Annotated in this window: 22 protein-coding genes and 1 tRNA gene; 20 read left to right on the forward strand and 3 right to left on the reverse strand. The window is 59.9% G+C overall.

Annotation, left to right across the window (positions count from 1 at the left end):
- Window positions 1–126 precede the first annotated feature (126 nt).
- The 13 genes from D3791_RS12000 (at window position 127) to ilvA (ending at window position 14,417) form a co-directional block, all read left to right on the forward strand.
- The gene (locus tag D3791_RS12000; protein WP_035761863.1) at window positions 127–801 is read left to right on the forward strand and encodes a DedA family protein; all 675 of its coding nucleotides are present in this window, start codon (window positions 127–129) and stop codon (window positions 799–801) included.
- Window positions 802–892: 91 nt separating this feature from the next.
- Window positions 893–2,095, forward strand: coding sequence for an adenosine deaminase (locus D3791_RS12005; protein WP_022874904.1), 1,203 nt, complete (start codon window positions 893–895; stop codon window positions 2,093–2,095).
- Window positions 2,096–2,201: 106 nt separating this feature from the next.
- Window positions 2,202–2,900, forward strand: coding sequence for a MazG nucleotide pyrophosphohydrolase domain-containing protein (locus D3791_RS12010; RefSeq protein WP_172512344.1), 699 nt, complete (start codon window positions 2,202–2,204; stop codon window positions 2,898–2,900).
- A gap of 90 nt (window positions 2,901–2,990) precedes the next feature.
- Window positions 2,991–4,271 (forward strand): phosphopyruvate hydratase, encoded by a 1,281-nt coding sequence (eno, locus tag D3791_RS12015; RefSeq protein ID WP_022874906.1) that lies wholly within the window; start codon window positions 2,991–2,993, stop codon window positions 4,269–4,271.
- Between the two features lie 124 nt (window positions 4,272–4,395).
- Entirely contained in the window at window positions 4,396–5,235 is an 840-nt protein-coding gene (locus tag D3791_RS12020; RefSeq protein ID WP_246242065.1) for an FtsB family cell division protein, read from the forward strand.
- A 30-nt stretch (window positions 5,236–5,265) separates the two neighbouring features.
- Window positions 5,266–5,967, forward strand: coding sequence for a DUF501 domain-containing protein (locus tag D3791_RS12025; protein ID WP_028268469.1), 702 nt, complete (start codon window positions 5,266–5,268; stop codon window positions 5,965–5,967).
- On the forward strand, window positions 5,967–6,905 hold the full coding sequence (locus D3791_RS12030; protein ID WP_172512345.1) for a Ppx/GppA phosphatase family protein: 939 nt from the start codon (window positions 5,967–5,969) through the stop codon (window positions 6,903–6,905). Before D3791_RS12025 ends, D3791_RS12030 begins: the two co-directional genes overlap by 1 nt.
- 110 nt (window positions 6,906–7,015) lie before the next feature.
- Window positions 7,016–8,470, forward strand: coding sequence for a S8 family serine peptidase (locus D3791_RS12035; RefSeq protein WP_246242561.1), 1,455 nt, complete (start codon window positions 7,016–7,018; stop codon window positions 8,468–8,470).
- 189 nt (window positions 8,471–8,659) lie between these two features.
- Complete coding sequence (locus D3791_RS12040) at window positions 8,660–10,027, forward strand: NAD(P)/FAD-dependent oxidoreductase (protein WP_172512347.1); 1,368 nt, start codon at window positions 8,660–8,662, stop codon at window positions 10,025–10,027.
- A gap of 117 nt (window positions 10,028–10,144) precedes the next feature.
- Window positions 10,145–10,229 (forward strand) — tRNA-Leu (locus D3791_RS12045).
- A 269-nt stretch (window positions 10,230–10,498) separates the two neighbouring features.
- Window positions 10,499–11,305, forward strand: a complete 807-nt coding sequence (locus tag D3791_RS12050) for a Bax inhibitor-1/YccA family protein (protein ID WP_425483163.1) — start codon at window positions 10,499–10,501, stop codon at window positions 11,303–11,305.
- A gap of 655 nt (window positions 11,306–11,960) precedes the next feature.
- Window positions 11,961–13,142, forward strand: a complete 1,182-nt coding sequence (locus D3791_RS12055; RefSeq protein WP_246242069.1) for an AI-2E family transporter — start codon at window positions 11,961–11,963, stop codon at window positions 13,140–13,142.
- Window positions 13,143–13,145: 3 nt separating this feature from the next.
- A complete protein-coding gene (gene ilvA / locus D3791_RS12060) occupies window positions 13,146–14,417 on the forward strand; it encodes a threonine ammonia-lyase (protein WP_061953556.1) in 1,272 nt (423 codons plus the stop codon).
- Between the two features lie 73 nt (window positions 14,418–14,490).
- Here the strand turns inward: ilvA and greA are convergent, their stop codons facing one another.
- Window positions 14,491–14,988: a transcription elongation factor GreA gene (gene greA / locus D3791_RS12065; protein ID WP_172512350.1), complete on the reverse strand. Its 498-nt coding sequence runs from the start codon at window positions 14,986–14,988 to the stop codon at window positions 14,491–14,493.
- A gap of 291 nt (window positions 14,989–15,279) precedes the next feature.
- Window positions 15,280–15,699 (reverse strand): DUF4307 domain-containing protein, encoded by a 420-nt coding sequence (locus D3791_RS12070; protein WP_022874916.1) that lies wholly within the window; start codon window positions 15,697–15,699, stop codon window positions 15,280–15,282.
- 241 nt (window positions 15,700–15,940) lie between these two features.
- Here D3791_RS12070 and mca point away from each other — a divergent pair, with 241 nt between their 5' ends.
- The 5 genes from mca (at window position 15,941) to phoH2 (ending at window position 21,730) form a co-directional block, all read left to right on the forward strand.
- Complete coding sequence (mca, locus tag D3791_RS12075) at window positions 15,941–16,807, forward strand: mycothiol conjugate amidase Mca (protein ID WP_052165206.1); 867 nt, start codon at window positions 15,941–15,943, stop codon at window positions 16,805–16,807.
- Between the two features lie 43 nt (window positions 16,808–16,850).
- Window positions 16,851–17,132 (forward strand): hypothetical protein, encoded by a 282-nt coding sequence (locus D3791_RS12080; protein ID WP_022874918.1) that lies wholly within the window; start codon window positions 16,851–16,853, stop codon window positions 17,130–17,132.
- 32 nt (window positions 17,133–17,164) lie between these two features.
- Entirely contained in the window at window positions 17,165–19,270 is a 2,106-nt protein-coding gene (locus tag D3791_RS12085; RefSeq protein ID WP_172512351.1) for a thioredoxin domain-containing protein, read from the forward strand.
- 121 nt (window positions 19,271–19,391) lie between these two features.
- The gene (locus D3791_RS12090; protein ID WP_172512352.1) at window positions 19,392–20,153 is read left to right on the forward strand and encodes an isoprenyl transferase; all 762 of its coding nucleotides are present in this window, start codon (window positions 19,392–19,394) and stop codon (window positions 20,151–20,153) included.
- 260 nt (window positions 20,154–20,413) lie between these two features.
- A complete protein-coding gene (gene phoH2, locus D3791_RS12095) occupies window positions 20,414–21,730 on the forward strand; it encodes an RNA 5'-3' helicase PhoH2 (RefSeq protein WP_172512353.1) in 1,317 nt (438 codons plus the stop codon).
- A gap of 87 nt (window positions 21,731–21,817) precedes the next feature.
- Here the strand turns inward: phoH2 and D3791_RS12100 are convergent, their stop codons facing one another.
- On the reverse strand, window positions 21,818–22,600 hold the full coding sequence (locus D3791_RS12100; RefSeq protein WP_172512354.1) for a hypothetical protein: 783 nt from the start codon (window positions 22,598–22,600) through the stop codon (window positions 21,818–21,820).
- An 84-nt stretch (window positions 22,601–22,684) separates the two neighbouring features.
- Here D3791_RS12100 and D3791_RS12105 point away from each other — a divergent pair, with 84 nt between their 5' ends.
- Both D3791_RS12105 and D3791_RS12110 read left to right on the forward strand, forming a co-directional pair.
- Window positions 22,685–23,188: a prepilin peptidase gene (locus D3791_RS12105; protein ID WP_172512355.1), complete on the forward strand. Its 504-nt coding sequence runs from the start codon at window positions 22,685–22,687 to the stop codon at window positions 23,186–23,188.
- A gap of 4 nt (window positions 23,189–23,192) precedes the next feature.
- Window positions 23,193–23,657, forward strand: a complete 465-nt coding sequence (locus D3791_RS12110) for an NUDIX hydrolase (RefSeq protein WP_022874925.1) — start codon at window positions 23,193–23,195, stop codon at window positions 23,655–23,657.
- Window positions 23,658–23,742: the final 85 nt, after the last annotated feature.

Consider the following 23,742-nt stretch of genomic DNA (forward strand, 5'->3'; position numbering starts at 1 on the left):
CCAAGGTCGGGGTAGAAAGTAGTCCACATTGCCACAAGGGTATGATGCGCCTTCACGGCCGCTCGAGTGAAAATAGATGGACAAGCAGCGCATCGAGCGCTTTGGGGAAAGAAGATGCAAGTCCTGATGGAACTAGTAAACGAGGCTATTACGCAGGCTGCCAGTGCATGGTGGGTCCTGCCTCTGTTGTTCCTGTTCTGCCTGATTGACGCAATCTTCCCTCTGGTCCCGAGCGAATCCTTCCTGGTATCCCTGGCCGCGGTAGGCATCCATTCCGGGTCGCCCAACCTCTTCCTTGTTGGTGCGCTCGGCGCCGCCGGCGCATTGCTGGGAGACCAGATCACCTACGCCATCGGCCGGAAAATCGGCGCCCACGGATTCAAATGGATGCGCGGCAAACGAGCGCAGAAGGTCCTGCACTACGCCGAGAAGAAGCTGGAAACTTCCGGCGCCTTGCTGATTTTCACCGCACGCTACATTCCCGTGGGCCGCGTGGCCGTGAACCTCACGGCTGGCGCCACCGGGTTCAGCCACAAGCGGTTCACCCTTTTTGACACCATCGGCGTGCTTACCTGGGCGATCTATTCGGTCAGCATCGGCGCCCTGGCCGGGAACTGGATGCACGACAATAAATTGCTGGGCATCGGCATCTCGATCGTGATCGCTGTGGTGCTCGGATTCATCATCGACCGCATCGTCAGCTGGGCGCTGGATCGCTACCACCGACGGGCTGAGCTGGCCAAGGAACACCGGGAAAAGCCAGAACGCGAGACGGTGCCGCCAACCACCGACGAGGGTTAACCTGCAGTATTGAGCAGAGTCACATTGTGGCTCGCAGATCTTTACCTGCAGGAGCTGTCAGTTCGCGGGAAATGCGACTAGGCTCAGTGGTGTGACTGAAGAATTGATTCATCCTGACTACGATCCCGAATTCGATTTCCGGGATCTGCCTAAAGTTTCGCTACACGACCACCTCGACGGTGGCCTGCGCCCTCAAACGATCATCGAACTGGCAGCCGAGATTGGCCACAAGCTGCCCGAGACCGAAGCTGAAGCTTTGGGCGACTGGTTCCGTGAATCTGCCGATTCCGGCTCTCTGCCACGCTACCTGGAAACCTTCGAGCACACCATTGCAGTGATGCAAACCCGCGAAGGCCTGATCCGCGTTGCCCGCGAATTTGTCGAAGACCTCGCTGAAGACGGCGTGATCTACGGTGAAGTGCGCTACGCGCCGGAACAGCACCGTCGCGAAGGCCTGAGCCTGGACGACGTCGTTGATGCGGTCCAGGAAGGCCTGGATCAGGCGTGCGAGCAGCTGAACAGCGAAGGCCACCCCATGCAGGTTGGCCAGGTGCTCAGCGCCATGCGCCAGTCCGATCAGGGCGTGGAGATCGCCAAGCTGGCCCTGCGCCACCGTGGCCACGGCGTCGTCGGCTTCGATATCGCCGGCCCGGAGGATGGCTTCCCGCCATCAAATCTGAAGGAAGCCTTCGACCTGCTGGCCGAGAATCTCTTCCCAACCACCATCCACGCCGGCGAAGCCGCTGGACTGGCATCGATCAAGGACGCAATCCTGGTTGGCCGCGCGCAGCGCTTGGGCCACGGCGTGCGCGTTGCCGAAGATATCGAAATCGAGTTCGGCGCCATCGACGAGAACGGCGAGGAACTCAGCGACGACACCGGCTTGGTATCCCTCGGCCCGGTGGCCAACTGGGTGCGCGAGCGCGGCATTCCGCTGGAAGTCTGCCCGTCCTCGAACCTGCAGACCGGTGCCACCGCCAAGTTCGGCGAGGGCATCCGCAACCACCCGATCGATCTGCTGGTCCAGACCGGTTTCAACGTCACCATTTCGCCGGATAACCGTCTGATGTCAGGCACCAGCCTGTCTGACGAATTCGAGCTTCTGGTTGAAGCCTTCGACTACGACCTGGAAGATCTGCTGGATCTGACCCTGAATGCCGCTGAAGCGGCCTTCGTTCCGTTGGAAATGCGCGAGCTGCTCGTTGAGTACATCAACGACTACTACGACAGCCTGCTGGAAGACGACGACGATGAGGACTACGAAGAAGACGAATACGAAAACGTCGCCGACTAGTTCGCAGCGCAGCTAATCTGCCACAACGAAAGACCGGTTCCCCGTGGGGGACCGGTCTTTCGCTGTCTCCAGGGAGAGCTTGCGCCGCTTCGCTAGCATTGGAAGCATGGCGCATAACCCGACACCGACGCAGCAGCTGATTACGACCGTGAAGATCTTGCGTGAAAAATGCGCCTGGACCCAGGCACTCACCCATGAATCGCTGCGGACCTACCTGATCGAGGAAAGCTACGAGGTCTTGGATGCCATCTCCGAGCAGAACCCCCAACTGCTCAAAGAAGAGCTCGGCGACCTGTACTTCCAGATCCTGCTGCATGCGCTGATCGCCGACGAGCAGGGAAACTTTGATCTTGAAGATGTTTCGCAGACCCTGAACGAAAAGCTGCTGCGGCGTAATCGGCATATCTTCGATGCCGAGGGACAAATCCGAGAAGAAATCACCACGGACGTCCAGGAAATTATTCGCGTCTGGGACGCGGCGAAGCAGGCCGAACGCCAAGGCAAACCCAAGGCGCGCAAGAATGCCGGGTTGCCAGCTGGCCTGCCTTCCCTCACCTTGGCTCAAAAGCTCTTGGACCGTCACACCCGAGCCGGCTCTGAGAAGGCCGATGGTCATCAGGTTTCCGACGTAACCCGTACGAAAATCACCGACGAGCAAAGCCTGGCCGCTGCGCTCCTGGAGCTCTCAGCACGGGCCGAAGAGCTCGGATTAGATGCAGAATCTGTTTTGCGCGCAACCTTGTCGAAACAGTACGGTTCGGAAATCGACGCAACGATATCGCCTAAATCACCTTCGAAGCGCTAGGCTAGAGACTGGCAAAGGCGCCGACGGTCTTCTCAGCACCGCTGGCGGACCTTCCCCTAGACCACCCCTTTCTTCAAGGAGTCCATACTCATGGCATTGATTGACGCCATCCACGCGCGCGAAATTCTTGATTCCCGCGGTAACCCAACCGTTGAGGTTGAGGTCCTGCTATCTGACGGATCGCACGGCCGTGCAGCAGTTCCATCCGGTGCATCCACCGGCCAGTTCGAAGCAGTTGAGCGTCGCGACGGCGACAAGGACCGTTACCTTGGCAAGGGTGTACTCGGAGCCGTAGAGTCCGTGATCGACGAGATCGCTGATGAGCTCGAAGGCCTGGACGCAACCGACCAGCGCGCTATCGACCAGGCCATGCTTGACCTGGACGGCACCAGCAACAAGTCCAAGCTGGGCGCAAACGCGATCCTCGGTGTTTCGCTGGCCGTAGCCAACGCTGCAGCCGTGAGCTCCAACCTGCCACTGTACAAGTACCTGGGCGGCCCGAACGCCCACGTGCTGCCAGTGCCACTGATGAACATCCTCAACGGCGGCTCGCACGCTGACTCCGACGTTGACATCCAGGAATTCATGATCGTTCCACTGGGTGCAGAGACCTTCTCCGAGGGCCTGCGCTGGGGCGTTGAGGTCTACCACAACCTCAAGTCCGTACTGAAGGAAAAGGGCCTGTCCACCGGCCTTGGCGACGAGGGCGGCTTCGCTCCAAACCTGCCAAGCAACCGTGCAGCTCTGGAACTGATCACCGAAGCCATCACCCGTGCCGGCTACACCCCAGGTGCAGACATCGCACTGGCCCTGGACGTTGCTTCCTCGGAATTCTTCGAGAACGGCGCATACCAGTTCGAAGGCAAGGCACTGTCCTCCAAGGAAATGAGCGACTACTACGCCGCCCTGGTTGCCGACTTCCCACTGGTCTCCATCGAGGATCCACTGGACGAGAACGACTGGGATGGCTGGAAGACCCTGACCGACGCCATCGGCGACAAGGTCCAGCTGGTCGGTGACGACCTGTTCGTGACCAACCCAGAGCGCCTGGCCGACGGCATCGCCAAGGGCACCGCCAACTCGCTGCTGGTGAAGGTCAACCAGATCGGTTCGCTGACCGAGACCATCGACGCTGTGACCATGGCTCAGCGCGCTGGCTACACCACCATCACCTCGCACCGTTCGGGTGAGACCGAAGATGTCACCATTGCTGACATCTGCGTGGCAACCAACGCCGGCCAGATCAAGACCGGTGCTCCAGCTCGCTCCGAGCGCGTAGCCAAGTACAACCAGCTGCTGCGCATCGAAGAGGACCTGGGTGCTTCGGCGGTTTACGCTGGTCGCAACGCTTTCCCGCGTTTCAACAGCTAATTACCAGTTATAGCGAATAAGCTCGTCGGTAGTGGATACCGGCGAGCTTTTCGTTATTTAATGGATATATGCGCCGTTTCCACGGCAGCACGGAACGTTAAGCACGATGGGGAATTGGGGGAGTATGGCACAGCGACCACCACGCATGCCTCGGCGTAATACTCCGGATCCGGAAGAGCAGTCGCAGAATAATCCTGTTGACCAGTCCGAATACACTGATCCTGGAACAATTGCAGAACCGCCCACCGATGCATTGCACGTAGTGGCACCGCAACCGCCAGCTAAAAAAGCCCCTGCCGTGCCGCGCCCCAAATCCGCTGGCAGCTCGCAGAAGAAGACTTCAAGCGCCGCGCCAAAGCCAGCAACACCGACGCGCCCAGCGTCAGATGCGTCACGTGACTCCAAGAAATTTGCTGGCAATTACGCGTCCAAGCCGAAGGTGCCGCTACGCGAGCGCGCCAAGGAAAAGCAGAATGAACGCCGTCGCGACGACCGCCTGAAATTCTCCGCCGCAGTACGCCGCAAACCGGGCGAAAAGCCAGTGGACCAGAATCCGGTCCCCGAGGGTGAACCGGTAGCAGCACACCGTTTTTCCGGTCGTATTGCCGCACTGATCGTGGTGCTGGCCTTCTTCGCCGTGATGCTGGTGCCTACCGTGAATTACTACCGGACCCAGATGGCGGAGCTCAATGAGCTCAACGCTTCCATTGATTCGCTGGAGGCCCAGCGGGACGATTTGAAAGCCGAGATCGCGCGCTGGGATGACCCGCTGTACATCAAGCAGCAGGCGCGCGAGCGGATAAACTTGGTCATGCCTGGCGAAAAGCTATACATGGTCGTCGGCGACCGGCCGGAAGATCAAGAGACGGCAACCGAAGCCAATGGCAGCACCTTCGAGGTGCGCCAGGAACTTCCATGGGTTGATGCGTTGCTTGACTCGGTCCGACGTTCCGCCACTGACTAACCACTTTGAACATGAAGAGAACCAATACCCGTGACTGAACAGCCAATCCGCGAAGCCCTTGACGCTGCCGGACGAGTACCAAGCGAAGCCGACCTGGACACCCTGTCCCGACAGCTGAACCGACCCGCCCGCGACGTCGTGGAGATCGGCGCGCGCTGCGTTTGCGGAAACCCTTTGGTTGCTACTACTGCGCCACGACTTTCCTCGGGGATTCCTTTCCCGACCACGTACTACCTGACCCATCCGGTCATCACCGCTGCGGTATCCCGACTGGAAGCAGCGGGGCTGATGAACGAGATGAATGAGCGTTTGGGCGACGACACCGCGTTGGCTGAAGCCTATGTGGCCGCCCACGAGTCGTACCTCGCCAACCGCGATGCCATTGGCCAGCGTTCCGGCACGGGTGCTGTTCCCGAAATCGATGGTGTATCCGCCGGCGGCATGCCTACCCGTGTCAAGTGCCTGCACGTGCTGGTTGGCCATTCGCTGGCCGCTGGCGAAGGCGTCAACCCTTTGGGCGATGAAGCGCTGGCAGCGATTTCCGAGTGGTGGACCAAGGACAAGTGCTACTGCGTCGGTGCTTGGGACACCGAGTCCGAGGCTCCGAGCCGCGACCGTTCACGCCACGTGAAGACCCAGGAAATGCAGGACCCGGCAGCCAAGCGCGCCGAACGCGCTGCCAAGCGCGCGGCCCGGGAAGCACAAGAACGTGCCGCTCAGGATGATGCCTAATGCGCGTCGCCGGAATCGACTGCGGAACGAACTCCATTCGCCTGCTGATCGCTGATGTGCAGCAGGATGAGAACGGCACCCAGCTGGTAGATGTCCTTCGCACCATGCGAGTGGTCCGCTTGGGCCAGGGCGTTGACGCCACCGGTGCCTTTGCACCCGAAGCCTTGGAACGCACCTTTGCGGCGGCCCGCGAGTACCGGGCCCTGTGCGATGAGCACCAGGTCCAGGCCATCCGCTTTGTCGCGACCTCCGCTGCCCGTGACGTCTCCAATCGCGAAGTCTTCGCCGACGAAATCACGAAGATCATCGGCGTGGCCCCGGAGGTCATTAGCGGTGATGAAGAAGCATCGCTGTCCTTCAGCGGCGCCGCTTCGGTGCGCGCCGGCCAGCCAGGCCACAGCCTGGTCATCGACCTCGGCGGCGGCTCCACGGAATTCGTACTGGGCAACGCATCTGGTCCGGTAGCGGCCAAGAGCCTTGACATGGGGTGCGTGCGCGTTACCGAGCGCTTTGAGCAGCAGGGCCTGGAATCCGCAGAAGCCGTCGCTTTCATGGATGGCACCCTCCAATCACTGGATGGAATTGTCGATGTCTCGGAAGTCGACGCGGTGATCATGGTGGCTGGAACATTCACCACCTTGACGGCGCAAGCCCTGGGTCTTGAGAAATATGAATCGGAGAAGATCCACGGCGCGCAGTTGAGCTTCGAGAAGATGCGCGAGGCCACCGCTGCCATGCTCGCTTATTCGAGGGAAGAACGCGCAGCTCTTGGGTTCATGCACCCAGGCCGTGTCGACGTGATCCGCGCCGGCGCAGCGATCGTTCAGCGCATTCTTCAATACCTGGAAACGGCTAGCGGCCATCGCCCGATGCGGTTAATTGCATCGGAACACGATATTCTCGACGGAATCGCTGCTACTGCAGCTGCCAACGCCTAGTCCGTTTATCCGGAACCGACCAAGGAGATCTCTTGAGCACAGCTCTGCGCGTTAAGAAAGCGACGGGTCTGAAAAAATCTGGCTCGCTGCTTGTCATTGCGGCACTCGCAATGGGGATGCTCAGCGTTCTCACCCCTGCTCAGGCTGACACCATGCGTGATTCGGAGTATTGGCTGGACTCTCTGGGCGTAACCCAGGCCCAGCAGAGCACCAAGGGCGAGGGCGTGAAGGTAGCGATCATCGATACCGGCATTGATACCTCCCACCCGGATCTCAAGGGCGCCGTCGTCGGCGGCGCTGACATGTCCGGTTCCGGCGAAGCCAAGGGCAACAAGCCAATTGGCGTCATGAGCGAGCACGGCACTTTGGTAGCGACGCTGCTGGCCGGACGCGGCAATAACAAGGGCGAGATCAATCGGGTCAAGTCCGAGAATGAACGCCTCAAGGCCGCGTGGGAGAAAGCCAAGGCCGAAGCCGAGGAAGAAAACGAAAAGCAGAAGGACGACGAAAAAGACGTCGAAGTCCCCAAGGAACCTGAATACCAAGACGTTCCCAAGCTGACCGGTGGCAGCGATGGCGTGCTCGGCGTCGCGCCGGCGGCCGAATTGCTATCCGTTTCACTCTGGATGGGCGAGGGCAACCCGGCCAATATCCCGGTTGAGGAACAGATCCCCCGCGCGGTGAAGTGGGCCGTGGATTCCGGTGCCAAGGTCATCAACATGTCCTTGGGCTCCACCAGCCCTGCCTGGCCAGAAAGCTGGGATGACGCGTTCAAGTACGCGGAGGACCATGACGTGGTGGTTGTCGCCGCTGCGGGCAACCGTTCCGGTGGCATGAGCCAGGTTGGCGCCCCGGCGACGATTCCAGGCGTGTTGACCGTGGCCGGCGTGGATGAAAGTGGGAAGGCTTCCCAGGACTCGTCCACCGAAGGCATCTCCATTGGTGTTGCCGCCCCGGCTGAACAGCTGGTGGGCGGGCTTCCGGATAACGGCTACGCCCGCTGGTCCGGGACGTCCGGCGCTGCGCCTCTGGTGGCCGGCGTTGCTGCGCTGATCCGATCCAAGTACCCGGATATGAAGGCGCCCGATGTCATCAACCGGATTTTGAAGACTGCACGCGATACCGGTGCGTCCGGTGTTGATAACCTCTATGGTTACGGAATCATCAATGCGAACGCCGCTGTGAATAATTCTGTTGCCTCGGTTTCCGTGAACCCGTTGGGGACCATCGAAGAATGGATTCGGGTCCACCGCCGGAACAACGCGAAGTCGACCGAGGCCCCAGCGCCGGGCGTCTCGATGGAAAAGTCGGACCTCAAGCAGGTTGCAGCCCCTAAGCCTATCCAGCCGGATACCTCGACTCCGGTGCTTCAGCCGGTCCTGGTCATCGGAGCGGGCGTACTGCTGCTGCTGGTGATTGGCGCCGGAAGCATCCAGACCCTGGTGCGTCGTCGGCGCGAGCGATTGGCAGCCAGTGTCGCTTCGGCATCCCTGAGTTCCTTGAAGGTCGGCAAGAGCGCGGGGGACCACGATCTGTTCGACGACATTCCCGAAGAAGACAAATAGTTGATGAACAACTGGGACGAAACCTATGGTTTCGTCCCTTTTGTTTTGCCGGTTCCGCGGTAGCTGGCAAGTCATAAAAGGTTCGGATTCGCGATGGGAAACCGGGCAGCTGGCCCTACGTGACACATTTGACGTAAATAGTTAGTGAATGTTTTCACTAACTCGGAAAATCCGCGTAGAATCAAGAGTATGTCGATCATTGAATCCTCCCAGAAGCGTCCGCGCATCCTTGTCGTCGGCGGTGGCTACGTTGGCCTGTACGTCGCGATGAAGTTGCAGAAGAAGGTCAAGTCCCACGGCGGCATCGTCACCGTTGTCGACCCGAACCCATACATGACTTACCAGCCATTCCTGCCAGAAGTTGCAGGTGGCCAGATCGAGCCACGTCACGTCGTGGTTTCCCACCGCCAGCACCTGAAGCACTCCGAACTGGTTAACGGCCGCGTTTTGAGCATCGACCACGCCAACAAGAAGGCTGTCATCGCTCCAAACAACGGCGAGCAGTTCGAGCTGGAATACACCGACGTTGTCATGTCGGCCGGTGCGATCACCCGTACCTTCCCAATCACCGGTCTTGCAGAAACCGGCATTGGCCTGAAGACCATCGAAGAGGCCGTCGCCCTGCGCAACAAGGTTGCCGAGCGCATCGAGTCCGCTTCGAACATGACCGACCCAGTGGCTCGCAAGCGCGCACTGACCTTCGTGGTTGTCGGTGGCGGCTTCGCCGGCATCGAAACCATCGCCGAGCTTGAAGACATGGCTCGCGACCTGATCAAGCTCAACGACCGCATCGATCAGAAGGAAGCCCGCTTCGTTCTGGTTGAGGCCATGGGCCGCATCATGCCAGAAGTTACCGCCGAGCAGGCTGAGTGGGTTGTCGAGCACCTGCGCAGCCGCGGCGTGGAGGTCCTGCTGAACACCTCGCTGAACAGCGCAGTGGACGGCAACCTTGAACTGATCAACATGGCTGACAAGTCCCCAGCGGGCGAGTTCGGCGCTGACACCCTGATCTGGTGCGCCGGCGTTATGGCCAACCCAATGGTTCGCTCCACCGACTTCCCAATCGAGCAGCGCGGTCGCATCGAAACCCGCACCGACCTTCGCATCAAGGACGCTAACGGCGAACCTCTGGAAGGCGCTTGGGCAGCCGGCGATATCTCGGCAGTCAAGGACGTTACCGGCGGCCTGCCAGACGGAACCTGCGTTCCAAACGCCCAGCACGCTGTGCGCCAGGCAAAGCTCTTGGCAAAGAACCTTTACGCTGCCCGCTACGGCGTTGGCACCATCAAGGAATACAAGCACTCGAACCTCGGCGCAGTTGCCGGCTTCGGCCGCAACAAGGGTGTTGCCAAGGTTGTTGGTATCAAGCTCAAGGGCTGGCCAGCATGGATGGCTCACCGCGGTTACCACGGTATGGCCATGCCAACCTTCGAGCGCAAGTTCCGCGTTGTCGGCGACTGGCTGGTTGCGCTGTTCTTCAAGCGCGATGGACTGCAGCTGAACAACCTCGAAGCACCACGCACCGCTTTCGAAGAGTCGGCAAGCCCAAAGAAGTAGGCGCAAGGCTTAGGTGATCGACTAAGCCGCGAGGGGTCGAGTCAATCGACCCCTCGCACACCTGCGTGGAGCAGATTTTATATTTGCTTTCCCGATCACGTAAGATTTGAGAGTCTTGCCCCCATGGTGGAATTGGCATACACGGCTGACTTAAAATCAGCTGCCGAAAGGCTTGTGGGTTCGAGTCCCACTGGGGGTACCAGCGAATAGGCTCCTGCACTCCGGATTCCCCGGGGAGCAGGAGCCTAATGTGTTTTCCAGGACGCGTTTGACGTCGAACATGGCTCCTCATTTTTGGTACCTGCATGATAAAAGTTTCAAGAATATCGCTCAGAGAGTAGTTAACCGCCGGAAAATCAGCGGATATCATCCTTCCGACTGAGTGAATTCACAGCAATGCTCAATAGGATTGACAGCAACGAACTCTCGCACACCGCGAGCTGCACAATCGCAACCTATGGGGGAATGACGTTGAGCAACCCGGTATTTGGTTCTAGTAGCCAATCCGAGGCTTGGGGTACCAAGCCCGGAAGTCCTGTTGGATTCCGTGACAACGCAAATATGAGTGCTGACCAATTGCAGCACATGTATCAGCAGCCTGCCGCAACCGGCGCTGATATGGGTCGCATGACCATCGGCGACACCATCAACAAGACCATCTTCTGCCTTGCCCTAGTTGTCATTGGCGCAGCTGCCGGTTGGATCATGCCAGCACTGATGCTCCCCGGCGCACTGGTCGGTTTTGTCCTCGGCCTGGTCAACGTTTTCAAGAAGCGCCCATCGCCAGTTCTGATTCTTCTGTACTCGGCAGCCCAGGGTCTCTTCCTTGGTGGCCTGTCGCAGTTCCTCGACAGCCGTCCAGGACTACAAGGAATCGCAATCCAGGCAGTGCTGGCAACCTTCTGTGTCGCCGGCGTAACCCTTGCGCTGTACCGCTCGGGCAAGTACCGCATGACCCCGAAGCTGAACAAGATCTTCATGGTCGGCATGATTGGCCTGGTTGTCTTCTCGCTGGTGAACATGGTCCTGATGATGACCGGCGTCATCGATGGCATGTTCGGCATGCGCGGCGGCGTGCTCGGTCTGGTCATCGGTGTTGTGGCAGTCTTGCTGGCTACCTACGCACTGGTTTCGGACTTCACCATGATCGAGGAACTGTCCAACCAGGGTGCCCCAGCCATCATGGCTTGGCGCGGTGCCTTCGGCCTGACCATGACCCTGATCTGGCTGTACACCGAGATCCTGCGTATCCTCGCCATCTTGCGCGGCGACGACTAGCCTCATAGATCCAAGGAGGACCAGCACCTGCGGGTGCTGGTCTTTTTTGTGCCCAGATGCCCTTGCCTGCTCAGTCCAGCCGTGCGTCTTTGCTGCATTGATTTCGAACATGCCGATGAACAGAATCCGCCAAACTCAGGATCAAGGCGAAACCAGAAATGATGAAAGAGGTCCTCGACTTTGAAGATTCTCAACTACTTCGACGCACTGGCTCATCGCTTCGGAGCGATGCCTGGTCTTGGCAGATTCTTCCTCACCGGCGGCTGGCGGGAATGGCATGCGCAGAGAAGCTGTCACCCAGATTGTTGCTGCGGAGCAGGCCCTGAAAGCCGTGCGGGAACGACAGAAGTAGCTATCAAGTATCCAAAGCCGCATCAACATGATCAGGATGAACAATCTGGCCATTTCTTAGAACGTTGGTAAACATATTGAAGTGGAAATCTGGGAGCGGTGCCCAAATCGGGCACTGCTCCTAGATTTCTGTCACAATTCCGACATGGATCGAGTAGCGAAGATTCAAACGCGGTAGCGTAGTTGCATGAAGAGTAGCCGGTTGGAACGTTTGCGACGTATTCGCGTCTCCCTACCGGGCAGGACCTTAGGGAAACCCGCGGAGCCCCGCGTCGAAGCCGTTGATTTTAAGGGCGCGGAAGATATGCCCTACGCGGTACGTTTAGCGGCCAGCTGGGCATGGCGGTTCCTGATCATCGTGGCGGCGTTGGGTGTCCTGGTCTGGGCATTGTCCAAGGTGTCGCTGCTGGTTATCCCGGTCCTTGTGGCGGCACTGCTTTCCGGCCTGCTGTCGCCTGTAGTCAACGCGCTCAACCGCAAGCTCGCTGTGCCACGAGGCCTCGCTGTCGGCATTACGCTGATCGGCTTCTTGGCGTTGGTGATCGCTGGATTATCCCTTGCCGGGCAACGCTTGTCCGCAGGATTCACCGCCTTGTGGACCCAAGCCCTCTTCGGCATCGAACAGGTCCAAGGTTGGCTGTTCAACGGCCCATTGAAGCTCACCAATGACGACTTGCAAGGCGTCCTGGACGACGCCATTGTCCAGCTGCGAGGCAATGCCACCAACATCCTGAGCGAAGCAATCAGCTGGACGTCATTTATCGGCCAGTTCCTCACTGGAACGCTGTTGGCGCTGTTCGTCTTGATCTTCCTCTTGCTCGACGGCCGAAAAATCGGACTGTTCCTCGTGAACCTCTTGCCACGCCGGGCCCGTCCGGCCATGGACGGAGCCCTAACCCGCGGGTGGGCCTCGCTGGTCAGCTACGTCCGGGTGCAGATGCTGGTGGCCTTCATCGATGCCATCGGCATTGGCTTTGGCGCTTTCTTCCTAGGCGTGCCGCTCGCGATGCCACTGGGCGTTTTGGTCTTCCTGGGCTCCTTCATCCCCGTGGTTGGCGCCTTGATCACTGGCGCACTGGCCGTATTGCTGGCCCTGGTAGCCAACGGCTGGGTCAATGCCTTGATCATGCTGGCTGTAGTGCTCCTGGTCCAACAGGCGGAGTCCAACATTCTCCAGCCGCTGATCATGGGCAAGGCAGTCAGCCTGCACCCGCTGGCAGTGGTGCTCGCCGTCGCAGGCGGAAGCATGCTGGCCGGAATCCCCGGCGCCCTCTTTGCCGTACCGCTGCTGGCAGTGCTCAACGCGGTGGTGAAGTATCTTTCCGGACGAGCCTGGGAACGCGACGAATTCGTGCTTGCGCATTACGGCATTCACCCCTCCCAAGAGCAGCCGGCAAAAACCTCGGCGCCTCCAGCCCCCGCCGCCCCAGAACCACAAACTTCGCCGGAGAACCGGCAACCTGAGACAACAGCAAATGAGGAATAACCCATGACCACAGAAACGACGTTGCCGGTCACCCTGGCAGATATCGAGTCAGCTGCGCAGGTCTTGAAGCCGGTTATTGCGCTGACTCCTATCGAGCATTCGCGCGTGCTCTCCCAGCACTTGGGCGCCGAAGTCTTCCTCAAATGCGAAAACATGCAGCGCGCCGGTTCCTTCAAGGTCCGTGGCGCCTACGTGCGCATGTCCAAGCTCAGCGATGAAGAGAAGGCACGAGGCGTTGTCGCGGCATCGGCAGGCAACCACGCGCAGGGCGTCGCGCAGGCCTCCAGCCAGCTGGGGATCAAGGCACGCATCTACATGCCACGCGGTGTGGCGCTGCCAAAGCTCACCGCTACCCGGGATCACGGCGCAGAAGTCGTGCTCTTCGGCGATACGGTGGACGAAGCATTGGCCGAAGCCCAGCGCTACGCAGATGAAACCGGCGCAGTCTTCGTGCACCCCTTCGACCACCCGGATATCATCGCCGGCCAGGGCACCATCGGCCTGGAACTGCTAGAACAGCTTCCCGAGGTGGAGACCGTATTGATGGGTGTCGGCGGCGGCGGACTGCTCGCCGGCGTTGCCATCGCCTTGAAGGAAAAGGCCCGCGAATTGGGCCGTGACATCAAGGTCATCGGCGTGCAGGCGGAAAACGCCGCAGCCTACCCTCCGTCCTTGGCCGCCGATGCGCTGGTCCCGCTGGACACCGTGCATACCATCGCTGACGGCATCGCCGTGGGCAAGCCAGGCCAGCTGCCGTTCACCATCATCAAGGAACTCGTTGATGACGTGGTGACCGTTTCCGAGGACGCCTTGGCCCGCGCACTGGTGGTGCTTTTGGAACGCAATAAGCTCGTCGTCGAACCGGCCGGGGCCGTGGGCGTCGCAGCCCTGTTGGAAAACCGCCTGGAAGAGCACGGGATCAATCCGGCAACCACCGCGGTCATCCTCTCGGGCGGCAACATCGACCCGCTGCTGATGCTCAAGGTGATCCAGCGCGGCCTGTCCGCCGCCGGCCGCTTCCTGACCGTGCGCATGATGCTTCCGGACCGCCCAGGCGCCTTGGCGCAGATCTCGCGGATCATTGCCGATTCGGATGCGAACGTGACCCGCTTGGACCACACGCGCATCGGCGGTTCGCTCTCCATGGGCGATGTGGCCATCACGATCGATCTGGAAACCAAGGGGCATGAGCACTCCAAGACCGTGCTCAACAACCTCCGGGCTGAGGGCTTTGACCCGCAGATCACCAATAACGCTGGCGGCTCCGTCGCCTAAGGCATAAAAAAGTCCTCGCCGGCTGCTAACGCAAGGTAGCGGCCGGCGAGGACTTTAAGCCTCGAAGCGGAAATTAGGAAGCTTCGTATGGCTTGGCCGAGATGATCTCGACCTTGATGTCACGGCCGTTCGGGGCCACGTAGGACAGCGTGTCGCCGACCTTCGCGCCGTGAACGGCGACACCGATAGGGGACTGTTCGGAGTAGACCTCCAGGTCGGTGTCCCCAGCGACTTCGCGGGAGCCGAACAGGAAGGTGGTCTCGTCGCCAGCAATGCTTGCGACAACCAGCATGCCTGGTTCGACAATTCCGTCATCTGCTGGTGCTTCGCCAACATTGGCACGGCGCAGCAGGTCCTTCAAGTACAGGATGCGGGCTTCTGCCTTGCCCTGCTCTTCGCGGGCAGCATGGTAGCCGCCGTTCTCCTTCAGGTCACCTTCGGAACGGGCCTGCTCGATACGGGCAACGATCTCGGCGCGTCCCGGGCCTGAGAGGAAAGTCAGTTCGTTCTGGAGCCGGTCGAAGGCTTCCTGAGTCAGCCAAACGACAGGTTCGTTGCTGTTGGTGCTCACGTTGTACTTCCTTTGGTCAGTTAGGACTTCGTTGTTGCTTCGTGGACTGCAAAGAGTCATTCAAAGCCGAACGCCACCTCAACGGTGGCGTCGACGAAGTCGGATTCGGTACGGATCTGCGGGCTTACGTCGTTCTGTTGATGCAAGCAAAGACCCCGCCAGCTTCATGATCTGGTGCAAACCTGGATCAATCGCGGATGCGGGGCGAAACGTATCTTTTCAACGATAGTAGTCGCCAAAACGCTTTAAGCCCAATAGATTCAGCTATTAGGGAATGAACGGGCAGAAATATTAACCCTTGTAGTCCTTGGGAACCTTGTAGCAAGACTCGACGCCGGAGGTCACTGCTGCATTATCGGTATGCAAGTCCACGTCGATCTGCTGGTTGATCAGGCCGCTGGCCTCTCCCGGATCCAGCAGGATGGTCTTGTATCCGACAACAGCCTTCGACTCGTTCATCGCACGGATATCGCACTGGACGCGGTCCTTGGCGTTGTACTCCACAGCGATGGTGGTCTTGGTCAAGGTCGGCGAAACAACTTCATAGTGGATGTCCTGCGCGGTGATGGCGCTGTAATTGCTGAAGCCAACATACGCAGCGCCAGCTACGCCAACCGTGATGGCCGAAGCAATCAGCCAATTACGCGAGGATTTACTCAGGTTGCGTTTCTTGGGGTTGTTGTAGCGAGCCGTTAAGCTTGGATCAGACATTACTTGTCTTGCACCACTCTCTATGCCTTGGGCGGCATTTGAACTGGGAATGCCGTAGGTTGGTTCCTTCAACAAGTTTACCGCCTGAGCTGAAATGGGAATAACCAGCAGTCGAGTATCAGTTGTTATCAATGGTGAACAGTTTCCTCAAGATCGGCTGTTCAGCATAGTGGCGAAGGAAAGTAGATAAGTGGAGATTCACGACGTGAAGAAAATTGCCCCATCCCAGGGGTTGCGGCTCATGGCTATTCACGCGCACCCCGATGATGAATCTTCGAAGGGCGCTGCCACCATGGCTGCCTACGTCGACGCAGGTGCCGAAGTCATGGTGGTTTCCTGCACCGGTGGTGAACGTGGAGACATTCTGAACGCAGCGGCTGGAGAACTCGCGCACGCGCACCGCGACCTGCCGGGCGTGCGCCGCACCGAAATGGCCGAAGCCGCCGCGGTGCTGGGCATCAAGCATCGCTGGCTTGGCTACGTTGACTCCGGCCTTCCTGAGGGAGACCCGCTGCCCGACCTTCCTTTCGGCGCCTTTGCACTGCAACCGGTAGAGGTTGCCGCCGCCGGCGTCATCAAGCTGATCCGCGAATTCCGTCCGCACGTCATCACGACCTACGACGAAAACGGCGGCTACCCGCACCCGGATCACATCCACAGCCACAAGGTCGCGACCTTCGCCTTCGAGCATGCCGCCAACCCGGAAATGTATCCGGAATTGGGCGAGCCATGGTCGGTCAGCAAGCTGTACTACGACCGCGCCTTCGCACCCGATCGCTTCCGCGCACTGCACTACGCCATGATCGAAGCCGGCTACGATTCGCCGTACGCAGAGCGGGTGGCACAGTGGGAAGCCGACGAAGACAACCAGATGTTCAAGTGGGTTTCGCCACATACCACCACCACGCAGATCCACTGCGCGGACTTTTTCTCGCAGCGCGACCAGGCGTTGCTGGCACACCGAACCCAGATTGACCCGGAGGGTTTCTTCTTCGCGGTCCCCGAACATGTCTACGCGGAGCACTGGCCATGGGAGGACTACACCTTGATCTCATCCAAGGTCGCCACCGACCTGCCCGAGTCGGACCTCTTCGCCGGACTAAGATAGTCATAAGCACTTCCTCGTTCTAGAAAAGAGTTGTCTGTACATCGTGAGTACGATCTTCGCGTCCTTGGCCGTAGCTTCTCAGACCACCAAGCTGGGCACGGAGACTAGTAGCGACTACGGTCCCGGATTCCTCGGCTTCATCTTCACCGCGGTCATGGTCATCGCGGTGATCTTCCTGATCCGCGATATGGGCCGCCGCGTGCGCCGCGTGCGCTACACCTCGGAGGCCGAGTCCAAGCAGCAGGACATGGTCGCCAAGGGCGAGTCCCGCAAGCTGCAGGAACCTGAGGGACCGGTCGACCCGAAGACCGACGAAGCCCAGTAGGTAGCATGTGAGCCACGCGATAGCATGAAGTCGTGGCTCAACGACTTGCTGGCGCAGCCAGCCAATACCTCAGACAACATGCGCACCAACCAGTGGACTGGTTCCCCTACGGGGATGAGGCCTTCGAACAGGCCCGCTTGCGCGATGTGCCGGTGATGCTCTCCATCGGCTACGCGGCCTGCCACTGGTGCCATGTGATGAGCCACGAGTCATTCGACGACCCGCAGATCGCGCAAATGCTCAACGAGAATTTCGTGGCGATCAAGGTCGACCGCGAAGAGCATCCGCTGGTTGACGACACCTACATGATGGCCACCCAGGCGCTGACCGGTGCCGGCGGCTGGCCGATGACCATCTTTGCCCTGCCTGACGGACGCACCGTGCACGCAGGAACCTATTACCCCAAAGAGCCGCGCGGACGCACTCCCGGGTTCAGCCAGGTGCTGCAGGCCGTTCACGAAGCCTGGGAGACCAAACGCGAAGGCCTGGAAGAGCAAGCGGATATGCTCGCCGAGCATTTGGCGGAACTCGGCAGCCGGCAGAGCGCGCTATTGACCCTGGAGTCCCGCGAGCCGGCCGAATCCGCCCTGTCTTCGGCCACCGAGCGCTGGATCCTTTCCACCAAGCCCGAGGGCGGTTTCACCCAAGCCCCGAAATTCCCTCCGACGTGGGCGTTGAAGACGCTATGGCATTCGGTGATCACCCGCCAAGACAGCGCGCTTGAAGCCTTCAACGCGGCCGCTACCAGCTTGGAAGCCATGTTCCTCGGCGGGTTGCAGGACCACATCGACGGCGGATTCGCGCGCTACTGCGTGGATGAAAACTGGTCGGTGCCGCACTTCGAGAAAATGCTCTATGACAATGCCGGCCTGCTCTCGCTCGCCGCACGCAGCACGGTGCTGGCTGATGAATTGATGGGCCGTGCCAGCGGGGATGAATCCGAACGGGCGCAGAAGCTGGCGGGGCTGGCCAGGCGCAGCGCCGAAGGGATCATTGGCTTCCTCGAGGAGGAGCTGCTGATCGAGTCAGTTGCGAATCCTGCCTTTGCCGCCTCGCTGGACGCTGATTCAGCCCGGGATGCCGCACAGATCGAGGGCGCCTACTACAGCTATAACCGCGAGCAGATCAATCAAGCCACCGAAGCGCTGCTGGCGCGCCTGCCTCAAGGAATAATCCGTTTCGCGCCGATCGCCGAAGACCCCGAGTACTACTGCTTCTCGCTGGCCCGGATGCCGGAAGCAGCCGAACAGCCGGTGGTCGACGAACTGGTCGCGGCCCTGAAGACACTGCGCAGTGCGCGGATCCGCCCGGTGCGCGATGAAAAGGTCGTTGCCGGCTGGAATGCCCTGGCCGTCGAAGCGCTCTGCGACGCGTTCATCCTGCTGGAGGAACCCAAAGCCCTGGCGCTGGCAGAGCGTGTGGCCACCTCATTATGGAATGTGCACTTCGATGAGGTATCGGGGCGTTTGGCCAGGGTGAGCTTCGCTGGCCGGCCCGCGGAAAACAATGAAGGAACCTTGCAGGACTATGCAGCCCTGGCCGTCGCCTTCCTGTCGCTGAAACGGGCCACCGGCGAGCAGCTGTGGGAGGACCGCGCCAACCGGCTGCTCGCGCGGGCCCAGGACTTCGTCGATCCAGCCACCGGGGTGCCGCGGGATGCGGTCGAGGTAGATGCCCGCATCTCTGCCCAGCGCAGTGATGTGGCAGCGGTCAGCGTGCTTGACGACGCGCTGCCTGCGGCCGGAGCGCTCTACGCCAAGGCGCTGGCCATGCGTGCGGTTCAGGGCATGGCCGAGTCGAACTACACCGAGTCGCATGCTGCCGATCTTGAGCGCGCGCGGGTGCTGTCGGCCCATGCCGTGGCGCTCGCCTCCGAGGCCGCCACTCAGGTGGCGACCGCCCTGGAAGTCCAAACCATGATCAGTTCACCCGTGCACTACCTGGCCCTGGGTGCCTGGGACTCCGCGCAGGCCATGCGCGTGCGCAAGCTGGCGTGGGCTCTGGGGATCAGCGTGCATCATGCACCTGAACTAGGCGGCGAGGACACCTTGAAGATCCAGCCGTGCCGCGAAGAGCTATGCCAGATGCCGGTTGAAGGCATCGAACAGCTGCTGGGGCTGCTGCAGGTCAAGGGCTAGCAAAACTGGGAATCCTCCTGTTTTTTCGACGCTGCGAACAGCAGATCGATAAAGCGCCGGGGGATTCGCGGTAGATTTAGAACCTAGACTTTTTTGGATTCGATTGAAAGGCAGTGCCACGGTGCAGCTTCCCAACCTTGCGTACCGTTACTACGAACGGCGCTTGGCGAAGTCACTGCCTGCTGACAAGCTCCCGCACCACATCGGTGTAATGGTCGATGGAAATCGCCGCTGGGCGAAGCTGGCTGGTTCTCCTACCATGGCCGGGCATCAGGCTGGCGCCGATAAGATCTTGGAGTTCCTTGACTGGTGCGAGGAACTGAACATCAAAATGGTGACGCTCTATATGCTCTCCACCGACAACCTCAACCGCGAGGCCGGCGAGCTCAGGGACCTCTTGGAAGTCATCGGCTCCACGCTGGATCGCTTGGGGGAAACCAACCGGGTGAAGGTACAGCAGGTGGGCGCCAAGGATCTGCTTCCCGCAGACTTGGCGCAGAAGCTGGCTGTCTTGGAAACGATCACCGAGAACCGTACCGGAGTGCATGTGAACGTGGCCATCGGCTACGGTGGCCGGCGCGAAATCCTCGACGCCTTCAAGGCGTTGCTGTGCCAAGCGGCCGAGGAGGGCCGGACCGTAGAGGAAGTGGCAGAAAACCTGTCCACGGACGATATCGAATCCGCGCTGTACACGAAGGGACAGCCGGATCCGGACCTGGTGATTCGAACCAGCGGCGAGCAGCGCCTGAGCGGATTCCTGACCTGGCAGAGCGCCTATTCCGAGTTCTATTTCTGCGAGGCATTGTGGCCTGACTTCCGTCGAGTCGACTTCTTGCGCGCCTTGCGCGACTTCGCTGATCGCCAGCGCCGTTTCGGAACCTAAGCCCAAACAAGCACCGGTGACAGCACAGGAGTTAAAACAATTGTTACCTAGCTGTTGCCTGCTGGTGACCCTGCGAGGACTATGGTGATCATAAGGCCGGGGCATCAAAGCCCGGGCTGATCGAAGGGTTCCGCACTAGATGACCAAAAGCAGCGCCAGCCGGTACAGACACCGGACACGCCTTGGACATCCGGTGTTGGGCTTCCCCACTGACGCGTGGGGAGAGTCCCCACGCCGGATTCGAGAATGGGTGCGCTGCCATGAGCCGAACTGCCGAACAGGACGTACGAACCTACGTCATTGACACCTCGGTATTGCTTTCTGATCCGAAGGCGATGTTCCACTTTGAAGAGCATCATGTGGTGATTCCATTGACTGTGGTCACCGAGCTGGAGAACAAGCGCAAGGATCCCGATCTCGGCTACTTTGCGCGCCAAGCCTTGCGTTTGCTTGATGACCTGATTGCCAGCCACGGCGGACTTGCCCAGGCCGTTCCGGTGTCATCGGCAGGAGGCACGCTGCGCATCGAACTCAACCACATTGCTCCTGAAGTTCTCCCAGTCGGAATGCGCTCGGGTGATAACGACGCCCGCATCCTCGCCGTTGCCAAGCACCTGTTGGACTCAGGGCTTGACGTCGCTCTGGTGACCAAGGATCTGCCCATGCGCATCAAGGCCTCCGCGATGGGTATCCACGCCGAGGTCTATCGCAACGAGCTGATCACCCCCACCGGCTGGACCGGAATCCAGCAGCTGGAACTGGATGAGGAATCGATGGCGACGCTCTACGAGCGCGAACAGCTATCCAACCTGCCCGCGGTTGCCGAAGCGCCGATCAATACGGGCTTCGTGATCACCTCGCCACGCGGCAGCGCACTGGCCCGCAAAACCAATGAGACCACGCTGAAGCTGGTTCGCGGAGATCAGCAGGCCTTTGGGCTGCATGGCCGCAGCGCAGAGCAGCGGATCGCCCTTGACCTGCTGATGGATCCGTCGGTGGGCATCGTCTCCCTTGGCGGCAACGCCGGTACCGGCAAATCGGCACTGGCATTGTGCGCCGGAATGGAAGCGGTCCTCGAACGCCGCGAACACCGCAAGATCACCGTCTTCCGTCCGCTCTATGCAGTGGGCGGCCAAGAGCTGGGCTACCTTCCGGGCTCTGAAGGCGAGAAGATGGGGCCGTGGGCCCAGGCGGTATTCGACACCCTCGGCTCGATCGTTTCGAAGAACGCGATCGATGAGGTCCTGGAGCGCGGAATGCTCGAAGTCCTGCCGCTGACGCATATCCGCGGACGTTCCCTGCATGATTCATATGTCATTGTTGACGAGGCCCAGTCGCTGGAGCGCAACGTGCTGCTTACCGTGCTTTCGCGCATCGGGCAGAACTCCAAGGTGGTGCTCACCCACGACGTGGCCCAGCGCGATAACCTGCATGTGGGTCGCCATGACGGCATTGCCGCGGTGGTGGAGCAGCTCAAGGGACATTCCCTATTTGGGCACGTGACGCTCACCCGCTCCGAGCGTTCAGCTATTGCCGCTCTGGTGACCGAAATGCTCGATTCGCCGACGTTGCGCTAATTCTCGGAAACATGACTGGCTTCCGCCCCTTCAACTGAATGAAGGGGCGGAAGCCAGTTCGTTTTCAACGAGCAGCGGCGGTGGATTCTAGGAGCGCACTACCGGCTGGTCGAGCCAATGAACCTTCTGGAAGTGCGAATTGATGTAGTACTCATCCTGGGCCAGGATACGCAGCTTCAAGTCGGGAGCGGCCTGGGCCTCCGAACCGGTGAGCACCTGGCGCAGGAGGACCACCCCGGTATTTTGATCCAAGATCAACAGCGTGCGGGTTTCAGCGGGAACCAAGACGAAGTTCGCCAAGGTCGGCTGGTAGGTGTGCCCTGCGCTGAGCACTGCGGCCACCGCTGAACGTCCTTCGTAGGATATTTCGCGCAGCTCATGGATATAGGTGGGATGGTCAAAAGCCAGATCCAGGGCAGCCGGTTCACGCCCGGCGATCTCGACCGGGTCCAATATCGCAGCCCAATAATCCAAGGGCATCAGCCCGTTGAATCCGGCGATTTCCGGCCGGCGCAGCACCAGATGATCCGCCGTATATACCGGCGTGATCAGCGTGGATGGCAATTTCCACGACGAATTGGTGGCAGCAACATAATCGCGGCTGCGTTGGGCGCTGAAGGTCTCCTCCTGGAAAACCAGGTCTCCGGCGGCATTGTGCACGGCGATGGCTTCGCGTTGGCGAAGCTTGGCTGTCACGGTGCCGGCAAGGCCTCGGGAAGGATCGCCTAGTTCCTCGGGAATATCGATTTCAATGTTCAACGAGGTGCTCAGCCATGGCGCGGAGCGGGCCAGCGCACGGAACTTTCGCCGAGCGGTGGAGTCTGGCATCGGAGAATCAGGGAAGTACAGCGGAGCTGATGGTACGTCCATACTCCAATTGTAGAAGCGCCTGAATTATTCACAAGGGAGGGGCCGGGCATCCCGCGGCCAGTGGTTGATGTTTATGCTCTATACATGTCGCAGATCTGGAGCATTGCATTAGAAGGTCCCTTCGAGGCGGTCCTTGTGATGCTCCAAGTGCTCTGCTTTGCTGTTTTTGGTTTCCTGCTGTCCAAGGAAGATATCTCCAGCCATCGACTGCCGAATCGGCTTGTGGGCCTGTGGTTCATTGCCAGCCTGGTCTTTGTTCTTTGTTTGGGCATCTGCCGCGATGGGCTGCCCGGAATTCTGCAAGGAGCCTTGGGGATGCTCTTGCTGGGCGGGGGATATCTTCTGATCAGCCTCATCTCTGCCGGAGCCATGGGCATGGGCGATGTGAAGCTGGCGGCGGTGCTCGGCTTGAACCTTGGCTACTATTCGTTGTCCTCGCTGTTCCTTGCGACGTTGCTGACTTTTGTCGCAGCAACATGCTGGGTGATCGGGGGAGTAGCGGCGCGCAAGCTGACCTTGAAGTCCGCCGTGCCCTTCGGCCCGTTCATGATCCTTGGAGCATTCGCTGTGCTGCTTATGGCACGATGAATTCATGGCAACTCCTGAATTCATCACCAAGCTGCGTACACATATAGGTCATGAGATGCTGTGGCTCTCCGGGGTGAAAGTGGTTGTATTCCATGGCGAGCAGGTGTTGCTGGTGCGTCGCGCCGATAACGGCTTGTGGACCTTGCCCGCCGGAATCATCGACCCGGGCGAGGAGCCATCGCATACCGCCCAGCGTGAGGTGCTTGAGGAGACAGGTGTCTCATGCGAGGTGACGGATTTGATCGGCGTGGGAGTGACTGCGCCAACTGTTTATCCCAATGGCGATAACGCCCAATATCTTGATATTGTCTTCCGTGCCCGGCATCTGAGCGGCGATGCAGTGATCAACGATGACGAAAATCTTGAGGTGGGGTACTTCGATCTGCAGGATCGTCCGGAACTTCCTCCACTGCATGAGCGGGCCCTGTCGTGGGCTCTGGCCCCACGCCCGGGCGGCTATTTCGCATAGCCCATCAACAAAAAGCATCGGGGCGCGAACCATATGGTTCGCGCCCCGATGCTTTTTGGGCTGCAGTGGGCTGCAGCTACCTGAG

Source organism: Glutamicibacter mishrai (assembly GCF_012221945.1).
In the GTDB taxonomy this organism is placed as follows: domain Bacteria; phylum Actinomycetota; class Actinomycetes; order Actinomycetales; family Micrococcaceae; genus Glutamicibacter; species Glutamicibacter mishrai.